The sequence below is a fragment of the Trueperaceae bacterium genome (assembly GCA_036381595.1).
GTDB lineage: Bacteria > Deinococcota > Deinococci > Deinococcales > Trueperaceae > DASVCN01.
In genome coordinates this window covers 1-19,882 of the sequence record DASVCN010000021.1, presented here as the reverse complement: position 1 = coordinate 19,882, position 19,882 = coordinate 1, and the positions used below count along the sequence as shown (strand labels likewise).

The 19,882-nt window shown below is 66.5% G+C and carries 18 protein-coding genes; 5 read left to right on the top strand and 13 right to left on the bottom strand.

Annotation, left to right across the window (positions count from 1 at the left end):
* Positions 1–12 precede the first annotated feature (12 nt).
* The 4 genes from VF168_06015 to VF168_06000 are packed head-to-tail and all read right to left on the bottom strand — an operon-like array spanning position 13 to position 3,640.
* Positions 13–540, bottom strand: coding sequence for a D-lyxose/D-mannose family sugar isomerase (locus VF168_06015; GenBank protein HEX7003722.1), 528 nt, complete (start codon positions 538–540; stop codon positions 13–15).
* Positions 537–1,673 (bottom strand): carbohydrate kinase family protein, encoded by a 1,137-nt coding sequence (locus VF168_06010; GenBank protein HEX7003721.1) that lies wholly within the window; start codon positions 1,671–1,673, stop codon positions 537–539. Before VF168_06010 ends, VF168_06015 begins: the two co-directional genes overlap by 4 nt.
* A complete protein-coding gene (locus VF168_06005) occupies positions 1,674–2,813 on the bottom strand; it encodes a Gfo/Idh/MocA family oxidoreductase (protein HEX7003720.1) in 1,140 nt (379 codons plus the stop codon).
* Positions 2,810–3,640 (bottom strand): aldolase, encoded by an 831-nt coding sequence (locus tag VF168_06000; GenBank protein ID HEX7003719.1) that lies wholly within the window; start codon positions 3,638–3,640, stop codon positions 2,810–2,812. Before VF168_06000 ends, VF168_06005 begins: the two co-directional genes overlap by 4 nt.
* A 131-nt stretch (positions 3,641–3,771) precedes the next feature.
* Between VF168_06000 and VF168_05995 the strand changes: the two genes are divergently transcribed.
* Positions 3,772–4,932 (top strand): ROK family transcriptional regulator, encoded by a 1,161-nt coding sequence (locus tag VF168_05995; GenBank protein ID HEX7003718.1) that lies wholly within the window; start codon positions 3,772–3,774, stop codon positions 4,930–4,932.
* 97 nt (positions 4,933–5,029) lie between these two features.
* Positions 5,030–6,118 (top strand): hypothetical protein, encoded by a 1,089-nt coding sequence (locus tag VF168_05990; protein HEX7003717.1) that lies wholly within the window; start codon positions 5,030–5,032, stop codon positions 6,116–6,118.
* 87 nt (positions 6,119–6,205) lie between these two features.
* Here VF168_05990 and VF168_05985 read toward each other — a convergent pair whose 3' ends face one another.
* Positions 6,206–7,723 (bottom strand): hypothetical protein, encoded by a 1,518-nt coding sequence (locus VF168_05985; GenBank protein HEX7003716.1) that lies wholly within the window; start codon positions 7,721–7,723, stop codon positions 6,206–6,208.
* A 216-nt stretch (positions 7,724–7,939) separates the two neighbouring features.
* Here VF168_05985 and VF168_05980 point away from each other — a divergent pair, with 216 nt between their 5' ends.
* The 3 genes from VF168_05980 to VF168_05970 all read left to right on the top strand — a co-directional run bounded on the left by VF168_05980 (position 7,940) and on the right by VF168_05970 (position 11,536).
* Positions 7,940–9,181 (top strand): sugar ABC transporter permease, encoded by a 1,242-nt coding sequence (locus VF168_05980; GenBank protein ID HEX7003715.1) that lies wholly within the window; start codon positions 7,940–7,942, stop codon positions 9,179–9,181.
* A 32-nt stretch (positions 9,182–9,213) separates the two neighbouring features.
* Entirely contained in the window at positions 9,214–10,086 is an 873-nt protein-coding gene (locus tag VF168_05975) for a carbohydrate ABC transporter permease (protein ID HEX7003714.1), read from the top strand.
* A 124-nt stretch (positions 10,087–10,210) separates the two neighbouring features.
* On the top strand, positions 10,211–11,536 hold the full coding sequence (locus tag VF168_05970) for an ABC transporter substrate-binding protein (protein ID HEX7003713.1): 1,326 nt from the start codon (positions 10,211–10,213) through the stop codon (positions 11,534–11,536).
* A 73-nt stretch (positions 11,537–11,609) separates the two neighbouring features.
* Here VF168_05970 and VF168_05965 read toward each other — a convergent pair whose 3' ends face one another.
* The 8 genes from VF168_05965 to VF168_05930 form a co-directional block, all read right to left on the bottom strand.
* Positions 11,610–11,765, bottom strand: a complete 156-nt coding sequence (locus VF168_05965; protein HEX7003712.1) for a DUF1328 family protein — start codon at positions 11,763–11,765, stop codon at positions 11,610–11,612.
* Between the two features lie 72 nt (positions 11,766–11,837).
* Entirely contained in the window at positions 11,838–13,016 is a 1,179-nt protein-coding gene (gene doeA / locus VF168_05960; protein ID HEX7003711.1) for an ectoine hydrolase DoeA, read from the bottom strand.
* Positions 13,013–14,092, bottom strand: coding sequence for a cyclodeaminase (locus VF168_05955; GenBank protein ID HEX7003710.1), 1,080 nt, complete (start codon positions 14,090–14,092; stop codon positions 13,013–13,015). Before VF168_05955 ends, doeA begins: the two co-directional genes overlap by 4 nt.
* A 1-nt stretch (position 14,093) precedes the next feature.
* Positions 14,094–15,146: a hydroxyectoine utilization dehydratase EutB gene (eutB, locus tag VF168_05950; GenBank protein HEX7003709.1), complete on the bottom strand. Its 1,053-nt coding sequence runs from the start codon at positions 15,144–15,146 to the stop codon at positions 14,094–14,096.
* 3 nt (positions 15,147–15,149) lie between these two features.
* Positions 15,150–16,589: an aldehyde dehydrogenase family protein gene (locus VF168_05945; GenBank protein HEX7003708.1), complete on the bottom strand. Its 1,440-nt coding sequence runs from the start codon at positions 16,587–16,589 to the stop codon at positions 15,150–15,152.
* Entirely contained in the window at positions 16,586–17,665 is a 1,080-nt protein-coding gene (locus tag VF168_05940) for a homoserine dehydrogenase (protein HEX7003707.1), read from the bottom strand. The genes VF168_05945 and VF168_05940 overlap by 4 nt, the downstream gene beginning before the upstream one ends.
* Positions 17,665–18,900 carry a cystathionine gamma-synthase family protein gene (locus VF168_05935; GenBank protein ID HEX7003706.1) on the bottom strand — a complete coding sequence of 412 codons (1,236 nt, stop codon included), beginning with the start codon at positions 18,898–18,900 and terminating at the stop codon, positions 17,665–17,667. The genes VF168_05940 and VF168_05935 overlap by 1 nt, the downstream gene beginning before the upstream one ends.
* A gap of 53 nt (positions 18,901–18,953) precedes the next feature.
* Positions 18,954–19,778 (bottom strand): GntR family transcriptional regulator, encoded by an 825-nt coding sequence (locus tag VF168_05930; protein ID HEX7003705.1) that lies wholly within the window; start codon positions 19,776–19,778, stop codon positions 18,954–18,956.
* Between the last annotated feature and the right edge of the window lie 104 nt (positions 19,779–19,882).

The following is a 19,882-nucleotide window of genomic DNA, read 5'->3' as shown; positions in this document are numbered from 1 at the left end:
CGCTCCTTACCCTCAGGGGATGCGACGGATCTCGGGATCCGTGAAGATATCGGCCTCGTCCCGGCTGCGGGTCGAGAACTCGCTCACCACCGCTCCCTCGTCGCCGGCCTGGAACCAGTGCAGCGTCTCGGGGTAGATGGTGTACTGCTCGCCCGGCCTGAGCACGACCTCGTGCCAGACGGTATAGGTTTCTTCGCGGCCGGTGGGGGGCCGCGCCTTGGCCAGGTTCCTCTCCACCGGGTCGCCTGCCACGTAGAGGTAGACCTCGCCCCAGCGACAACGGAAGGTCTCCTCCTTGCCGGGTTCGCCGGCGACCGGTGGATGAAGGTGCTCGGGGCAGGTCTGACGCGGGAAGAGCACCAGCTCCTTGGCGCACACGCGATCGGTGTTGACGTACGTCACCAGCTCCAGCCCGGTGCTCTCCAGTTCGCCCAAGCCGAAGTCGGCCACCTCGATCCGGGCCGCTTCCTCGGCAGTGAGTACGATGCCCGCGCGCTCGAGGTATCCGTGGGCGCGTGCGCGTGCGTCCTCGATGTTCACCAGCTACCTCCCTTGTCGTAGGGTCCGAGGAGAAGACCGCGCTCCATCCTCCAGCCCTCCTCCTGGAGCGGAGGTGCGGCTACCCTCTCCCAACCGCGATCCATCCTCGCCAGCGTTTCCTGCCAGCCCAGGACCCCGCTCACGGCGTCGATCCCCTCGACCGAACAGGCCCCTACCGCCGATGCCACTGCCGCTGCCTGCGGCATCTCCACGCCCTTGGCAAGTGCCGTGAGCAAACCGGCGATAGTTGCGTCTCCCGCGCCCGTGGTACCCCGGACCACTACTCTGAAGTTGGGCGAGAGGAGCTCCCGATGAGCCCACGACGCCGGGGGCGAGAGGCGGCCGGCATCGAAGAGCCGTGACGTGCCGGCGGTACGCAGGTAGAGTCCCTCGTCGCCCAGTTTCAGGCCCACGACCGCTGGTCCCAGCTCCAGCAGGCGGGCCGCCACGGCGCTCAGGTGGGGGAGCGATGGCGGCGGCGAGGGTGAGTCGGGCTCGAGCATGTAGGAGATCTCCTCGTACGAAGGGAGGAAGAGGTCGACGTTGGGCAGCACGATGCGCAGGAAGGAACGCCAATCGACCCGGCCGGACCTGCCGGCGGGGTCGGGCATGGCCATGTCGAGCGCGACCGTCACGCCCGCCCGCCGAAACCCTGCCAGCACCTCTGCCAGCGACTCGCCGCCGTCCTCGTAGATCCGCTGCATCAGCGGCGGGTAACCGAAGTAGAGGAGGTCAGCGCTCCTGATGTCTTCGCCTTCGAGGTCGGCAGCGCTGAAGATGTCGTTGCAGCCGGGGTGGTGGAGGAAGGTGCGGTCCGCCCCAGGGCGGTTCACGACGATCGAATAGGAGGTGCTCTCGCCGGGGAGAGCCCTTACGCCTTCGGTAGTGCGGCCGGCGTGGCTGCCGGCTGAGAGGAGTGAGCCGAGTATCTCCCCGAACGGATCGTCGCCGATGCGGGACACCAGCTGCGGCTCGAGCCCAAGTCGCGAGAGGGCGAGCCCCACGTTGGCGACAGCTCCGCCGGTCGCGAACGAAACGGTGCCTACCTCGACCAGCTTGCCCGGGTCGAGGGCGGCGCCGGCCGGGATGGCGGGGATCAGGTCGAGGCACAGGTGACCGGCCACGACTATCACTCAGGCCGCTCCGCTCTCCAGTGCCCTGGTGAAGACGATGTGGCTCTGCGCTGCCTCCTCGGGCGTCACGCAGGTGAACGGCTGCTTCATCCCTTCTCGCCCGTGCGCGAGCTCGTCGCAGAACGCCGCCCACATCTGCAAGATCGCGTCGGGGAAGCCGAACTCGAAGATCCCTCCGGTTATGGCGGGGTAGGCGCTCTCGTAGCCGAGGTCGAGGTGCTGCCAGGCCTGCTCGCCTCCGGAGCGGTACTGGAGGCGCCTCAGGGTCTTGGGGAACTTGGTGCTGTACTCCATCGAGAGCTCGGTGCCGTGTACCTTCAGGTACCAGGTGTTCGTCTCGCCGGGCGCGATCCGCTTGGTGTGCAGCAGCAGCGGGAAGGCGGCGTCCTCCTGAGGAACTCTCCCGAGGATGGTGGCGTTGTCCCAGGTATCGCACGCTGCCGTGCCGCCCCGGCCGTCGGGCCGCTGGGGAACGATGTTGGAGAGTTGGGCGCTCACGTCGTCTGGCATCCAGCCGGCCCTCAGGGGGATGTGGAGGACGTGCATGCCCAGGTCACCCATGCAGCCGTAGGCGCCGTTGGTCTCGATCCTCCGCTTCCAGTTGATGGGCTTGCGGGGATCGAGGTCGGAGGAGTGGAGGAAGCCTGCCTCGACGCCGATGATGCGGCCGAACTCTCCGGCTGCGATCGATCGGGCGATGCGATAGGCGCCGGGGTAGAAGGGGAACTCCGAGGAGCAGCGGACCAGCAGCTCGGGATGGCGGCGTATCTCTTCGTTGATCCGCTCGTTCGCTTCCAGGTCGATGCCGAACGGCTTCTCTCCCAGCAGGTGCTTGCCTGACCTCAGGATTTCGCAGTAGACCGATTCGTGCAGGTGGTGGGGGACCGCGCAATAGACGGCGTCCACCTCAGGGTCTTCGAGCAGATCACGGTAGTCGGAGTAGTCGCGCCGTACCGTAGGAACGTTTCGCAAGAACCAGTCGCGGGCCGACTCGATGGGGTCGCAGACCGCGGTGATGACCGGGCGCACCCCGATCTCCTGCAAGTGGAGCCAGCGTGCCGCTGCCGATGCGAACTCCCGCCCCATGAGGCCCAGGCCGATGATGCCGAAGCGGATCTCGCTGGCGCTGCCGCGGTTCACGATCCCTGCCTAAGCAGCTCCGCCGCCTCTTCCGGTTGAGCCCCATCGTGGACAACCGCCATGAGGGCACGCGTCATGGCCGGAGGGTTCTCGTGCTGGATTATGTTGCGGCCGTAGACGATGCCGCTGGCGCCCTGCTCGAGCACGACATGGGTACGTCGCAGCACCTCCTCGTCGGAAACCCTGCCACCGCCCCGAACCAGCACCGGGACCGGCGCGGCCACCTCGATGACTTCGAAGTACTCGTCGAGCCTGTCGGTCGGGTCGGCCTTGATGACGTCGGCCCCCAACTCGACCGCCTGCCTCACCAGGGTCCTGATCGCGTCCTTGTCGCCGTTCACGCCGTATCCGGAGCCGCCTCGCTTCATCGCCAACGGTTCGATCATGAGCGGCATTCCGTACCTGTCGGCTTCCGGCTTGAGCCGCACGATGTTGCGGATGCACGCTTCGTGCACTTCCGGCGCTCCCTCCAGCTGGAAGAGGTTGACGCAGAGGCAGGCGGCGTCGAGCCTCAGCGACTGCTCGACGGCATCCTCGATGGCGATGCTGAAGAGGCGGTCGGGCAGATCGCTGCCGTAGACGTTGGCGATATCGGTACGCAGCACCAGTCCCGGCTTGTCGGGCCCCGGTATCGCTTGCAGAAGACGCGCCTGTCCCACGGTCAGCTGAACAGCGTCGGGACCGGCCGCGACCACGGCTTCCACCGCTCGCTCCATCCGCTCGATCCCGCTGAGGAACTTCGTTTCCCCGAAGAAGCCGTGGTCGATGGCCACGTCGAGGCAACGCCCGTCGGCGGCCAGGAAGCGGTTGAGCCGGTACTTCTGCACGTTCTCCTCCTCGCGTTGCTACTCGCGTTCTGCTTTCCCGAGACCGCTTCGGCCTCCCCGAAGCGAGTAAGTTAAAGCGTTTGACTTAATCTACCGGCGACGCCCGTGCCTGTCAACGTAGAATGCCGGCGATGAGCGTTGCCTCCAACGCGACCACCGTTCGCGATGCCAACCGCGCCGCCGTGCTCGAGCGGATCCGCCTGCGAGCGCCGGTCACCCGCGCCGAGATCGCACGCGACACCGGCCTCACGCCGGCGGCCGTGAGCAATATCGTGGGTGGGCTGATCGCTGAGGGTTGGGTGGTGGAGACGGGCCGCCGGCCGCTCGAACGCGGCCAGCCACCGGTCGAACTCGACCTGGCCGCCTCCGCCGTCTACTCCGTTGGACTCCACCTCGACCGCGACCTGATCTCGGCCGTGCTCGTTGATCTCAAGGGCTCCGTCGTCCACAGCGTGGGCCAGGAGATCGCCCCGCCCGATCCCGAGGAAGCCCTGGAACTGCTTCGGACGAACTACGGGCGGTTGCTGGCGGGAAGCAACGTGTCCGAGGACAAGATCCTGGGCGCCGGGGTCGTGACGGTCGGGCCGCTCGACCTGGAGCGGGGAACGGTGCGGGGTCCCCCCAACTTCCCCGGATGGCACGACGTGCCCCTTCGCGACCTGCTCGCCGGCGCGCTCGGGCTGCCGGTGATCCTGGAGAACAACGCAACCGCGGCGGCGATAGGCGAGCACTGGTACGGAGCCGGGCGGCACCACTCCAACTTCCTCTACGTCTACATAGGCCTCGGCGTGGGCGGCGGGCTCTTCTTCAACAACCGGGTGTACCGAGGAAGCGGCCTGAACGCCGGGGAGTTCGGACACCTGCCGCTGCGGTTGCAGGAAGGGACGGTCCCTCTCGAGAGCCGCACCTCGATACTGGCTCTTCGGCGTGAGCTGGGCGAAGGCCAGGCGCAGCCGGAGGCGATCGCGGCCGGTCTGGCCCGGCGGGACCCGGCCCTCGTCGCCTGGTTCGAGCGTGCCGCCGGCTACCTGGCCGAGGCGGTGGCAGGAGTCGACAACCTGCTCGACCTCGACGCCATCGTGTTCGGGGGGCGCCACAGCCGGGAGGTGCTCGAGTACCTGGTGGCGCGGGTCGCCGACCTCACGGCTCCCCTCAGGATGCCCAACCGTCCCAGTTACGCGATGATCAAAGCAGGCCGGGCGGGCGACGACACGGCGGCACTCGGCGCGGCGGCTCTGCCCCTCTACGACGCCTTCGCGGCCCTCCCTCAGGCGGTGGCCCCCGGCAGATGAAGCGGAGGAGGAACGAACAAGGGACTCGTGATGAGGGGAGCTTGTGCCCCTACCGTGACGCCCGAAGCCCACGCCGGCTCCGCTGCGGCGTCCACCTATGAGCGAGCCGAAGACCTGGCACCTGGACAACGGAGTCGTCGCGATCGGCGTGTTCGAGATCGGCGGGCAGATCGGCCCGGCCCGGTTCCGGTTCGGGGAAGAGCAGTTCGAGCCGCTCCACGAGGCACCCTGGGTGAACGAAGCGGGTGCGGCCGACATCCCCATGCTCCAGCACCTCCGCGGCGACTTCTTCTGCGCGCCCTTCGGAGCCAACGACCTGCTGGTTGAGGAGGGGCGCGATCACGGCCTCACGGCCAACGGCCGATGGCGCGAGCTCGAGCACGGCTCGGAGCGCCTCCTCCTCGAGCTGGCGGGCCGGGTCGCGGGCGCGAAGGTGCTGAAGGAGGTCCGGCTGGAGCCCGGTCAGCCGGTCGTCTACCAGAGGCACACCTTCGAAGGCGGTGCCGGCGAGTTGCCCATGGGACATCACACGATGCTGAGGGTGCCGCCGGGGGAGCAGCTGCTGCTCTCCTTCTCACCCTTCAGCTGGGCCGGCACACCCCCTCACCCCGTAGAGAGCGACCCGGAGCGCGGCAGGTCGTTGCTCGAGTACCCACAGGAGTTCGAGTCGCTCGAACGGGTGGCGCTGGCCGCCGGCGGGACGGTGGACCTGTCGCGTTACCCGACGCTCGAGGGAAGCGAGGAGATCCTCCTGCTGGCGAGCGATCCGAGACTGGAGTTCGCCTGGTCGGCAGCGGTGGCTCCCGAGAGCGGCTGGCTCTGGTTCGCGCTCCGGCCGAACCGGGTACTTCGGAGCACCCTCCTCTGGCTGAGCAACGCGGGTCGTTACTACCCGCCCTTCTCCGGACGTCACTCGAGAGTGCTTGGGGTCGAGGAGGTGACCAGCTTCTTCCACCATGGCCATGTCGCCTCGACCGGCCCCAACCGCCTCGAGCGCCTGGGCGTACCGACGTCCGTGCGCCTCTCTGCCGGCTCGGCCACGATCATCGACTACGCCTTCGGAGTCGTACCGTTGCCACCCGGATTCGCGAAGGTCGCCTCGTTAGAACGTGAGGACGCTCACCTGCTGCTGGCCGACGGCCTGGGACGCGAGTTGCGCGTCCCGTTCTCAGCCCGCTGGCCGTGACGAGCTCCGCCCGACCTGTCTGAGAGAGGGGGGAGGGGGAAGCACCGGCGGTTCCCCCTCGCCGACCGAAGTGGCGCTAGCGGTACCTCAGAAGAGGTTCCGGTTCAGGGGACAGCCCTGTTCGTTGAACTCCTCGAACAGGGACTTCAGCGCTCCGTAGTCGCCGCCCGGGTAGGCGTCGTCGAACATCTCGATCACGTCCTGAACGCTCAGCTCGTAAGAAACGTCGGGGTGTGCGGCGTTCAGGAGCGCCGCCACCGTGTGTCTGCCCAAGGCCTTGAGGCCTCCGCCACCCTGCGACACCACCTCCAGCAGAGTCATCCCGGGGAAGGCGTCCTCGAAAACCTGAGCGAAGAGCAGGTCGTGCTCGAAGCCGCTGGCTGCCCAGGCGTCAGGCTGGGTCTCGAGCCCGGTCCAGTTCTTCCAGAAGCCGGGCGTGCAACCGTGGCCGCCGCTCGGTTCCGGCTCCGGTTCCGGCTCCGGTTCCGGTTCCGGCTCAGGCTCCGGCTCAGGCTCGACTCCTGAGTCCAACTCGAACTCCGCCGACACGGCGCTGAAGATGACCGAGTCGCCCCACAGTTCACCCTCGTTCGGGTTAGGTGAGACGACGCGCATGACGAGGCTCTCCGTGCCTGCGGGAACCTCGGCCAGCAGAGTAGCCAGGAGCAGTTCATCGCGAGTGTCGAAGCCAGGATCCAGATCCGCGAGGGCCCGTTCGGACCAGAAGTGGAGGAAGGTCCCGCCGAGCGTGGCGCTCCCCGGCGCGTAGAAACCCGGTGTCTGGAAGACGCGCTGGGCGAGCAGCGCCCCACCGTTCGACAGCACCTGCAGGACCACGACACGCTCGTCGCGCTCCATGTCGGTGACGGAGAAGGTGACAGGCACCTCGCCTCCAGCGAAGCCGGTCGGCAGTTCGATCTCGAACTCGCCGACTTCGGCATCGATCTTCCACCAGACGAACTGGTTGGGCGTGCCGCCGATCGAGACCGCCCCGTTGGCCGGTCGCCGCAGGACGTAGAGTTCGAGCGCCCTGTTCTCGTACTCCGGATCCGAATCGCCCTCGGCCTCGACGATCCGCGCCCCTACCGAAGCGACGGCTGAACCGTCGATGACCCCGTCGAACGAGGCCTGGTAGATGAGCGCGGCGCCAACGCCCTCCTCGTCGCCCTCCGGGTTCGGATGGACCGGCGGCACGCCGTTGCTCACGACCTCGGACGCGAGCTCGTCGCCGGTTGCGTCGTAAGCCGTGAAGAGTACCCGCTGGGGTTCCGAGAAGCCGTTGAAGTCGGGGAAGTCCGGGTCATCTATGTATCGCACGGTCGCCCGCGCTATCACCTTCTCGACGCCGGCAGGACCGAACTCGAGCTCTGCCCGGTCGATCTCGCTGTCCCACTGGCTGCCCATGCCCGTGCCGACGAACTCGACGTCGTACCCCGCCCAGGTGGCCGTTACCTCGTCTAGGTCTGCCTCGTCGACGTCCACGGAGCTCGGACTCGGCTCCGCTTCGGGCCCAGTAGTGGTCGACGGAGCATCGAGGGTAGAACTGCAGGCTGCCAGGAGCAGCGACATAGTCGCGAGGAACGCCCATCGCGTCCAGTGCTTCATCGGTACCTCCCAAAATCGGACACAGTTGGAACTCCACGTTAGGTCGGGTCCATCCGTGCAACGTCTCGCTCGTCACAGTCACGCTTCCGGCCCAGAAGCACCGTGTCCCCTGCCGGAAAGGCGCCCTGAAGCGGGACGGTAGGATGTAGCCATGCCGAGCGACCCGCCGCAGTCCGCTCCTCGTCCCCACGCCTCCTGCAAGCCGGCAGCGAACTGATGGAGAAGTTGCAGCAGGGTAAAGCGAGCCGCCCTGCCACTCGAGCGGTCGGTCGGACCGGACACCGCTTCGGCGAGAAGCTGACCGCCTACCTCTTCATCCTGCCGTCCGTCTTCCTGATCGCTGTTTTCGGCCTCTTCCCCATCGGTTACGCCTTCTACATGAGCCTCTTCCGTTGGCGCATCCGCAAGGGCGGCTACATAGGTTTCGAGCACTACTCCGACCTGGTGGGAAGCTGGGGCGCCGCGCTAGCGTTCGCGGTCGGCCTCGCGGCCCTGCTCGTGGCTCACTGGCTCTGGACTTCGGCGTTCAGCCGAGAGGGCCTCAGGCGCTGGGGCCGGTTCATCGTCGCCCTCGTCCTGACCGCAGCCGGAGTAGCCATCGCTCTGGGCTGGAGCACGATGATGCGCGAAGGCAGCGAGGAGTTCCTGGCTTCGCTGGTGCGTACTCTCTTCTACGCGCTCGGGACGATACCGGTTCAGATCGCGCTGGCACTGGTCCTCGCCACTCTGCTGTTCCAGAAGATCCGGGGTAAGGAGGGGTTCAGGATGATCTACTTCCTCCCCTACGTCACTCCGCAGGTCGCCGCGGCGGTGGTCTTCGCGCAGCTGTTCAGCCCGCGGGGGAGCAGCCTGGCGCCGGGCAGCCTCAGCCCTGCGAACCAGGTGCTTGCCTTCCTGGGGATCGAGCCGCAGAGGTGGCTCTTCGAACCGCGACCCCTTCTCGAGCTACTCTTCGGGGAGCAGATCACGGCCTTCAACGGCTGGCTCGCGAGCCTCGGCGTAGCCTGGCAGCTCGACGGCCTCTGGTTGGGTCCCAGCCTGGCGCTGGTGAGCATCATCATCTTCGGCGTGTGGACCTATACCGGGCTCAACGTCGTCATCTTCCTCGCCGGGTTGGGCGGGATCCCCGGCGAGCTCTACGAGGCGGCAGAGATCGACGGGGCCAACTCCCGGCAGAAGTTCTGGAGCATCACCGTCCCGCTGCTGTCGCCCGTCACCTACTACCTGACGCTCCTCGGTTTCATCGGCTCGCTGCAGGCTTTCAGTCAGCTCTACGTGATGCGAACTCCCTTCGCGCGCGATACCGTCGATACCGCCAGCATCCTCATCTTCGACACCTTCTACAAGGCGAGCAACTTCAGCCTTGCGGCAGCGCAATCGTTCCTGCTCTTCTTCGTCATCCTCTTCGTCACCATCACTCAGCAGCGCGTCATGGGCAAACAGGTGTTCTATGGCTAACCTCGCAGAGAAGACCCGAGGAGCACGCGAAGGTGGCTAGCGCCCGCCGTCCGACCGACTGGGGGACGGTCGGCTACCGCCTCAGGTACGTGCCCGTCTACCTCCTGCTCCTGTTCGGTGCGGTCGTCGCCGTCACCCCTTTCTTCTACATGGTCTCGACGTCGCTGATGACGCTGGGCGAGGCGCTCACCCGCACCTGGGTCCCCCAGTCGCCGCAATGGTCGAACTACGTTCGCGCCTGGAACCAGGCCGAGTTCGCCCAATACTTCATGAACAGCGTGATCATCACCGGCACGACCATCGCAGGTCTCCTGGTCACCTCGACGCTGGCCGCTTACGCCTTCGCTCGCATCGAGTTCCCGGCTCGTGACCTGATCTTCACCATGCTTCTGGCCACGCTGATGATCCCCGAAACGGTCACTTTCATCCCCCAGTTCCTGATAATCCGCGGAGATATCTTCCCGCTGCCCGGCGGGTCGTGGATCAACACCTTGCAGGCACTCACGGTGCCGTTCATGGCCAACGCGGTGAGCATCTTCCTCCTTCGTCAGTTCTTCGCGCGCATCCCGTTCGATCTCTGGGACGCCGCGCGGATGGACGGCGCCGGCCACCTCCGCTTCCTCGTCTCGGTGGTCGTGCCGATGAGCAAACCGGTGATGCTTACGGTAACTCTGCTCGCCTTCATCACCTCCTGGAACGCTTTCCTGTGGCCGATCCTGGTGACGACCAACCCGACCTGGCGGCCGCTGATGGTGGGCCTCTACAACTTCATGGGCGTCGCCGGGCCGGAGACCCACCTGTTGATGGCCGGCGCGATGATCACCATCCTTCCGGTGCTGGTGCTCTACTTCGTGGCTCAGAAGCAGTTCACGGAGGGGATAGCTACCTCGGGCCTCAAGGGCTGAGGACCCGCCTGTAGCAGTGCGCCGCGGGCCCGGATGTAGGAACGGTGAACGCGCTATCGCGTTTCGCGCCGCCCGTCTACGGTTAAAGTAAAGAGAAATACTTCACGGATCGAAGGGAGAACGAATGAGGCGTTCAATCTTGTTCCTCGGCCTTCTGGCGGGACTCGTCCTCACGCCGGCGTTGGCTCAGGAGAACCCTTATGAAGGGGTGGACCCGAGCGGCCAGACAGTCACCTTCTGGCATGTGCACGACGGCCCTAACGGCGAGGTCCTGGAAGAGATCGTCCAGGAGTTCAACGAGACCAACGAATACGGCATCACCGTCGTCGCCGAGAACCAGGGCAACTACGGCGACCTCTTCCAGAAGATGCTGCCGGTCCTCGCCACCGACGACATGCCGCAGATGCTGCTCGCCTACCAGAACCAGGCGGCCACCTACCAGCTCGCCGACGCGCTGATAGACATGCGGCCGCTCGTCGAAAGCGAGCAGTGGGGTTACTCCGAAGAGGAGCTCGGCGACTTCTTCGAAGGATTCGTCAAGGCCGACGTGTTCCCGAGCTTCGGCGGCGCCCAACTGGGCTGGCCGCCGAACCGTTCGATGGAAGTGATGTTCTACAACCAGAGCTGGCTCGAGGAGCTCGGTTACGACGAGTTCCCGCAGACTCCCGAGGAGTTCCGTGAAGTGGCTTGCGCGGCTGCCGAGAACCCGTTCAGCGACGCCCAGGGCGAGGCGGCGATAGGTTACGAGATCTCGGTCAGCGCCAGCACCTTCGCCTCCTGGGTGTTCGCCTTCGGTGGAGACATCTACGACGCCGAGAACAACCGGTACACCTACGACAGTCCCGAGGCCATCGAAGCGATGAACTTCCTTCAGGGCCTGATCGAGGACGGCTGCGCGGCGATCGAGACCGAGCAGTACGGCGCCCAGGCGAACTTCGGCATCGGCACCACCTTCACCGCCACCGGGTCGTCGGTAGGCATCCCCTACTACGAGCGAGCGGTCGAGTCGGGCGCCAACTTCGGCTTCGACGTCACCGCCTTCCCGCACACCACACCCGATCCGGCGATGAACGTCTACGGCCCCTCGGTGAGCATCACCCAGGCCGGGACCCCGGAGAGCCAGCTCGCGGCCTGGCTCTTCCTCAAGCACTACACCTCGCCAGAGGCGCAGGCGAAGTGGGCGCGCGTGACCAACTACTTCCCGGTTCGGGAGAGCGTCGCCGAGAACCTGGGCGACTACTTCGAGGCGAATCCTAAGTACGCGACCGCCTTCGAACTGCTCCAGTACGGCACCGCCGAGCCGGCCACGCCCGGCTACGACTTCGTTCGCGACCTGGTCAACGAAGCGATGGCCGCGATCTTCACGGGAGACGACGTCGAGGAGACGCTCACCGACCTGAACGAGGAGTCGAACGACATACTCCTCGATCAGCTGTCCCAGATGCAGTAACGGCTAGAGCCAGTAGCAGCGCCGGCAGGTCGGGTATCGACCTGCCGGCGCTTCCTTCTGGTGCGTTGGAGGCTCAGAACAACGCGAAGATCACGACCAGGGCGATGACCACCAGTAGGGCGAAGAACAGGAACCGAGCGATGCCGGCGGCAACGCTCGCTACCCCTCCGAAACCGAGCGCGCCCGCTATCACCGCAACCACTGCCAGTCCGATAATCCATCCGAGCATGACGACTCCCCCTTAGGAGCCAAGCCTAGGGGGAGCGGGCGTGCCGCCATCGTGAGTGCGGTTACAGTCAGGCTACGCCTTCACGAACAGCTGCCTCGGCACGTTGCAGAGGCACTCCGCCCCGTTCTCCGTGATGAGGATGCTCTCGGTGATCTCCATCCCCCAGTCGTCGAACCAGAGGCCGGGCATCAGGTGGAAGGTCATGCCCGGCTGAAGGACGCTCGTGTCCCCCGGCCGGAAGCTCATCGTCCGCTCGCCCCAGTCGGGCGGGTAGCTGAGACCGATCGGGTAACCGGCTCGGCTCTCCCGGTGGATGCCGTAGCGGGCGACGGTCCGGGCGAAGGCGCTCTCCACTTCCTCGCAGGTATTGCCCGGTCTGGCCACTTCGAGCGCCGCCTCGATCCCCTCCACCAACGCTCCTTCGGCGTCGAGGTAGCGCTTCTCAGGGGTGCCCAGGTAGATCGTGCGGGAGAGGGGGCAGTGGTAGCGCTTGTAGCAGCCGGCCACCTCGAAGAAGGTGCCGAAGCCGCTCTGCAGCGGCACGTCATCCCATGTCAGGTGCGGCGCGCCGGCGTCGGCGCCACTGGGGAGCAGCGGCACGATAGCGGGATAGTCGCCCCCGAATGTGGCCGTCCCGCGGATGGCGGTAGCGTAGATCTCGGCAACCAGGTCGTTCTTCCGCATCCCCGGTTCGATCACCTCGAAGATCCGCTCGTGCACCCGTTCGACGATCCGGGCGGCCTGCCTGATGTAGGCGATCTCCTGCTCCGACTTGATGGCGCGCTGCCAGTTGACCAGGCCGGTAGCGTTCTTGAAGTGGGCCTCGGGCAGCTCGACCTGCAGGGTAGTGTAAGCGGCCGCGCTGAAGTAGTAGTTGTCCATCTCGACGCCCACGGAGAGTCTGTCCCAACCGTTCTGGCGGATGAGACCGGCGAGCACCTCCATCGGATGGCAGACGGACGATTGGACGAAGCTGTCGGGGTAGCCGGTGAGACGGTCGTCGGTCATGTAGCAGGTGCGCTTGGCGCCCGGCCTGTCGTGGTTCCGTCCGAACCAGATCGGCTGCTCGCCCTGGGGCACCAGAACCGCCTGGTGGACGTAGAACGACCAACCGTCGTAACCGGTGAGCCACGACATGTTGGAGGGGTCGCTGATGATCAGCACCTCTATCCCCTGCTCGCCCATCGCGCGGTGGACCTTGTTGAGCCGCTGAGCATACTCTTCCTGGCTGAAGTTGAGCTTCTCGTTCATGCTCGTTCCTTATCGGGCCTGGAAACGGCCTCTGGTGTAGCCACGCGCCTGCCGTGACCCCTGTCCTCGTCCCCCTGGGGGCGGTCCCCTTCCCGACCGTCCGTAGAGGAGATGCCCTCCGCCCTGGCGTAGGCAAGGGCGGCAATGGCTGAGTCCTGGGCACCGGTGCCTGTCAGGTCGCACACGGTGATCTGCTGCGGGTCGGTGCGCCCGCTCCTGGACCCGGCGATGACCTCGCCGAGTTCCGGGAAATCGTCGTCTTCGGCAAGCAGGCCGCTGTCGATCGCGTGGTGCAGCTCGCCCAGTGAACGGCACTGGCTGGACCGATCGCACACGTAGAGGTCGGCCCGCGTCACTACCTGCGGTTCGAGTTCGTTCTTGTGCTCGGAGTCCGAACCCATCGCGGTCAGGTGCAGCCCGGGTTCCAGCCAGGCCGCGTCGACGAGCGGGTCGCGGCTCGGTGTGGTGGTCACGACGATGTCACTCTGCCTGACCAGGGCCTCGCGGTCTCCCGCCACCTCGACCGGGATGCCCAACTGGTCGTTCATCTCGGTCGCGTAAGCGTTGGCCCTCTCCTCATCCCGGGCCCAGACCAGGGCCCGTTCGATGGACCGCACCAGGCAGAGCGCCCGGAGCTGGAGCCGAGCCTGCTCGCCTGCACCGATGATCCCCGCCGTACGGCTGTCCTCTCGCGAGAGCCACCTGGCTGCGACCGCGCCCGCGGCCGCGGTCCGGACTGCGGTCAGGTAACCGTTGTCCAGCAGCATCGCCTGGAGCAGCCCGGTGCGGGCGCTCAGCAACACCATCAGCCCGTTGAGGCTCGGAAGGCCGAGCTTCGGGTTGTCGAAGAAGCCGGGACTGATCTTGATGGCGAAGTTCTCCATCCCCGGCAGGTAGGCGCTCTTGACGTCCACTTCGCCGTTGTGCTCCTCGATGTCGAGTCGCATGACGGGCGGCATGACGACGGCTTCCATGGCGAGTTTGCGGAAGCACTCTTCGATTGCGTCCACCGCCTGGAGGTCGAGGGGCACCAGCGAGCGGAGCCGCTGCTCGTTCAGCACCATCGCTTCCGTCACCTCAGTCGCCTCCTTCCGCGGCCAGCTCTCGCTCGGGCGTCGATGCGCGGGCGACCAGCCGCCGGTGGAGTTCCATGTCGATGTTCGCGCCGCTCACCAGGACGACCGTTTCTCGGTCGGAGCCTGCGGTAGGGCCGCGCAGCAGCGCCGCTATCCCTACCGCGGCCGCCCCCTCCACCACCTGACGCTCTTCCAGGTAGGCGTGGACGATGGCGGCGGCGATCTGCTCCTCGCCCACGAGTTGGATCTCGTCTACCAGTTCCCGCACCATGGCGAAGGTGTAGCGGTTGTCTGCGCCGATGCCGCCGCCCAACGAGTCGGCCAGGCTCTCCTGCTCTTCGACCGGCCGGTAGCCGCCGGCCTGCTGGCACTGGTACATGGCGCAGCCGCGCTCCATGCTCACTCCCACCACCCGCGAGTTCGGGTCGAGGGACTTGATCGCCAGAGCAACACCGGAGATGAGTCCGCCGCCGGAGAGGGGAACGAGTATCTGCAACGGTTGATCGGTTGCGCCACGACCTTGCCGAGCCTCCACCAGCTGCTCGGCGATCTCGAGACCCGCCGTGGCCTGACCGGCGATGACCTCCGGGTGATCGAACGGCGGGATGAACGTAAGGCCCTCCTCTGCCCTCAGCCTCTCTGCCTCGAGCTGAGCGTCGTCCTGGCCGTCGCCGCAGATGACGATCCGCGCCTCGAGCTCCTCGATGGCCGCGACCTTGTTGGCGGGGACGAGTCTCGACATGCAGACCGTTGCCCGGCTGCCGGTCATCCGGCAGGCGTGAGCAACGGCCCGGCCGTGGTTGCCGGTCGAGACCGTCACCACGCCTCGCTCGCGCTCCTCGGGAGAGAGCGCGAGGAGGGCATTGAGGGCGCCGCGAAGCTTGAAGCTTCCGGTGTACTGCTGGTTCTCGAGTTTGAGGTGGACCGGCGAGCCGGCCCTCCGGCTAAGCGCCGCCGACGGCACCAGGGGCGTGCGGACAGTCAGGCCGCGTATGCGCGAACGTGCGCGGTAGACATCGATGAGCGACAACCCGTGAGCGGCCGGGCCGCTCATCGCTCAGTCGACTGCCTTCCGGGGGCGGTCGCTCAGCTTGATGCTCAGCAGCTTCGGTTCGGTCATCTCCTCCATCGCGAAGCGCACGCCTTCACGTCCGAGGCCAGATCCCTTGGGCCCACCGAACGGCATCGCGTCCAACCGGTAGTCGGTACTGTCGTTGACGATCACGCCCCCGTACTCGAGTGCCTCGCCAGCCTCGAAGGCGGCTTCGAGGTCGTTCGTGAAGATCGCCGCCTGCAGACCGAAGTCGACCGCGTTCGCGGCAGCGATGGCCTCCTCCAGATCGCCGAACCGCTCCAGCAGGCTCACCGGGCCGTAGACCTCATCGTCGTGGATCATGGCCGACGGTGGCACATCGGCGAGCAGCGTGGGCATGAAGAACGCCCCTTCACGGCGACCGCCGGTGAGCAGCCGGGCGCCCTTCGCGAGCGCGTCCGCCACCATCTCCTGCACTCTGACCGCCGCATCCTCGTCGATCATCGGCCCCATGTCGGTCGCCTCGTCCAGCTTGTCGCCGACCCGGTAGCGCTCGGCGCCAGCGACCAGAAGCGGCACGAGGCTGTCCCACACCTCCTGGTGCACGAAGATCCGTTGGGCGTGCAGACAGTTCTGGCCGGCGGCCCAGAAGGCGCCGCTGACGATCGCAGGGGCGGCGGCCTCTACATCGGCATCGGCCATGACGATCACCGGGGCGTTGTTCCCCAGCTCCATGGCGTACCGCTTGAAACCACCCTCCCTGATGATCCGCTCACCGGTCTCCCGCCCTCCCGTGAAGGAGATGAGTCTTACGCGCGGGTCGCGGACCAGTTCCCTGCCCACCCGGCTGCCCGGCCCGGTCACGACCTGTACGACCCCGTACGGCGCTCCCGCTTCCTCGAACGCCCGTGCGAGCCCGAGGGCAGAGAGGGGCGTGCGACTGTCGGGCTTGACGATGACCGCATTGCCGCTCGCGACCGCCGGACCCACCTTGTGGGCGACGAGGTTCAGCGGGTCGTTGAAGGGCGTGATCGCCCCCACGACCCCGATCGGCTCGCGGGTGAAGAAGCCCTTGCGCCGCTCGCCCCCCGGCGCCTGGTCGAAACGGATCGTCTCGCCGGTCAGCCGCCTCGCCTCCTCGCCGCTCAACCGCAGCGTCTCGACGCAGCGGGCGACCTCCTTGCGCGCCTCGCGGATCGTCTTGATCCCCTCGAGGGCGATCGTGGTCGCGAAAGCCTCGCTTCGCTCCTCGACCAGATCGGCTACCCCGAAGAGCAGGTCCATCCTTTGCCGAGTGGTGGAGCGGCGCCAGCGCCGGCTCCCCTCAACGGCCGAGTCTATGGCCCTCTGCATCGCCTCGACGCCCGCGCTCGGAACCGTATCCACCAGCGTCCCGTCCTGGGGGTTGAGTACTTCGATCAGCTCGGCTGCCGTCTGCCGGGTGCCGTCGACGGGCATGTTCATGTCGTCGTCGCTCCCTGGGGGCCCGTTGCGTTCGATCGGGAGGCAGCAGCGAAACCACCTTGGCGGGCGATCTTGAGCAGGTCGCCGATCATCGCGTACCCCGTCTCCAGCTTGCCGGCTCCTGGCCCTATCAGCGTTACTTCCCCCAGGTAGTCGGTCGTGAAGGTGACGGCGTTGGTGGCGCCACTGATCGCGGCCAGCGGGTGACTGGCCGGGATGCGCCGCGGCTCTACCCGGGCGCTCGCTCCGTCGACATAGCCGATCAGCTTCCACACCTGACCAGCTGCCCTGGCTTCCTCGATATCGGCGGGCGTGAGGCGGCTTATCCCCTGTCGACGGACATCGCTCAACGCCAGCGGTCTGTCCATCACCAGGTTGGCGAGGATGGCCACCTTGCCGGCGGCGTCGATCCCTTCCACGTCACCGGTCGGGTCGGCCTCGGCGTAGCCCTTCTGTTGGGCTTCTGCAAGCGCGTCCCCATAGGCGAGCCCTTCGCCCATTCTGGTGAGGATGTAGTTGGTGGTGCCGTTGAGGATCCCCTCGATGCGTGTCACACCTGCGCCCTTGAGCATCTCGGTGGCCAGCGCAAGGGTGGGCGTGCCGCTCATCACCGTGCCTTCGACGCCTATGCTTACGCCGTTCTCGTTGGCCAGCGCGAGGAGTTCGGGGAAGTGCAGAGCGACCGCCCCCTTGCTCGACATGACGATGTGCTTGCCGTTCGACAATGCTGCCCGGGCATGGCTGAGGCCCGGTTCGCCCGTCTCGAGGTCGGTGTAGGCCATCTCCAGTACCGCATCGGCGTTGCACTCGCGGATGGTCCGTAGCGCGTCCCAGCCCTTGTGCGGGGCGCCCAGGCGTTCCAGGTCACCGGCGTTGTCCAGGAGGGCCTGCGGTTCGAAACCGGCCGGATCGTAGATGCTGCCCCGATTCAGGTCGCTCACCGCCACGACCCGCATATCGAGGCCGAACTCGCGCGCATAGCGTTCACGCCGCTGGGCGAGGATCTCGGTCACGCCCTGGCCCACCGTCCCGAAGCCGACCAGCGCGAGCCGGCAGGTTGCCGGGCCAGCGGCCATCAGGCAGCTCCGGCTGGGACCCCGAACCGTTCCATCGTCGCGGTCAGGGCCTGGTCGAGGTCGGCGATGAGGTCGTCGGCGTGCTCGATCCCCGTCGAGTAGCGCACCAGCGTTTCGGGGATGCCGGCCGCGGCCCGTTCTTCGGGGGTGAGCTCTACATGGGAGCCGGTGCGGGGTGGGGCAACGATCGTTTCGACCGCGCCCAGGTTGGCGGCCCGGTGCACCCGCTGGAGCCGGGGCAGGAACTCCTTCACGGCGCCGAAGTCGTCGGTGGCGAGCTGGAAGCTGAGCATCCCCCCGAAGCCCCGCATCTGCCGCTTCGCCACCTCGTGGTACCTGTGGCTCTCCAGGCCCGGGTAGAAGACGTTCGAGATGAACGGGTGCGAGTCGAGCCAGCGGGCTACTTTCATGGCGTTCGCGTTCTGGCGCTCGATGCGGAGCTCGAGAGTCTTGAGGCCGCGGAGGAGGAGGTAGGCGGCCTCGGGATGGAGGGTGGCGCCGTTTATCTCCCGGAAGTGGTAAATGGCGTGGACGAGATCCGCCGGTCCGACGACGACTCCGCCGAGGGCATCGGCGTGGCCGCCGAGGAACTTCGTCGCGCTGTGGATGACCAGATCGGCGCCCAGCTCGAGCGGATTCTGGTTGATCGGCGTGGCGAAGGTGTTGTCGACGACCACCAGGGCCCCCACCTCGTGCGCCTTGCGGGCGAACCGTTCGATGTCCAAAATCTTGCAGGTCGGGTTGGTAGGCGTCTCGAGGTAGAGCAGCTTGCAACCCTTGGCGATCTCGGCTTCGATCTGGTCGAAGTCGCCGGTCTCGCAGAGGGTCACGTCGAGGTTGAACCTGGGGAAGAACTCGGTGAAGATCTTGTTCGTCCCGCCGTACGAGTCCTTCACGCTCACCGTGCGATCTCCGGGATTCAGTAGCGTGAAGAGGGTGTTGCTGATAGCAGCCATGCCGGTCGAGAAGCTCGTCGCCGCCTCTCCGCCCTCGAGGAGCCGCACCTTCTCCTCGAACACCTCGACGGTCGGGTTGGTGTTGCGGCCGTAGATGTGACCCTTGCGCTCGCCGATCGCCACCTCGCGCCACTGGTCGAGATCGTGATAGCCGAACGACACGCTGTGCACCAGGGGCACCTGGGTGACGTTCTCCATCAGGTAGCGGTCCTCGCCGCCCCAGACGGCAAGGGTGGATCTGCTGAGCTGCGCCTTCTGTCCGGACTTCTCGTCTGCCACTCTCTCTTCTCCCTACTCCTGCGGGCCGTCCAACCGGCCGCAGGCGTCACTGACTAGGCTTCGAACTCGAATTCCTGCGTGGGGTCCACGTCGAATATCGCGCTGCTCAGGTAGTGGTTGAAGCGACGCAGGTTCCAGGCCATGTGGTAGCGCCGGATCCGCGCGACCTGAGCCATGTCCTTCGCCTCCATCGCAGCCGCGATGTCGCGCATCTCCTGCACGGCGATATCGACCTCCTGCTCCCACTCCATGTCGGGGAGGACCTGGAGGTAGACGCGTGACGTCTGGTAGAAGAGTCGGTCCATGATCTCGAGGAAGGGACGGTTGCCGATCGCCTGACCGAACTCCTGGGCGAAGTACATGTAGAGGCGGGCCAGTTCCCGGTAGTCGTATGCGCCCCGCAGCGCTTCGGCGGCATTGGCGAGTTGCCTCATGCGCTCGAGGTGCTCCTCCGTCACTCGACCGGCCGAGAAGTCGGCGACCAGTTCGGTCAGCTTGAAGCGCAGGGCGTAGACCTGCTGCAGATAGACGAGGTCGATGCTGGTGACGATAGTTCCCACCCCGGCGATGCTCTCGACGAGACCGTCGTACTCGAGCCCGTAGAAGACGCGCTTGATCACCGTGCGGCTGGTGTCGAACCGCTTCGCCATCGCGTTCTCGCTGAGCGCGCTGCCCGGGGCGTGGTCGAGCAGGCAGATCTCCTCGCGGAGGACCGCCCTGATGTCCTCGACACCGTTCGCTTCGTCGGCGGCCGGTGGGCCGAAGCCGCCGGGATCGCCCGCCGCGGGCAGGGACGGGGGCTCGACGGTGCGGGCGCTCGCCATGAGCTCGAACTGCCTGCCGCGGGGGGTTTCGATCGAGGTTCTTTGCATGTCCATCGGGGTTCCACTCTTCCCGGTCGGTGGTCGAGGGCTTGCGTTTCCGCTGCTTACCTTCTGACTACGTCTTACGTGCAGCTTGTTCACAACTTGTCGGCAGGTTA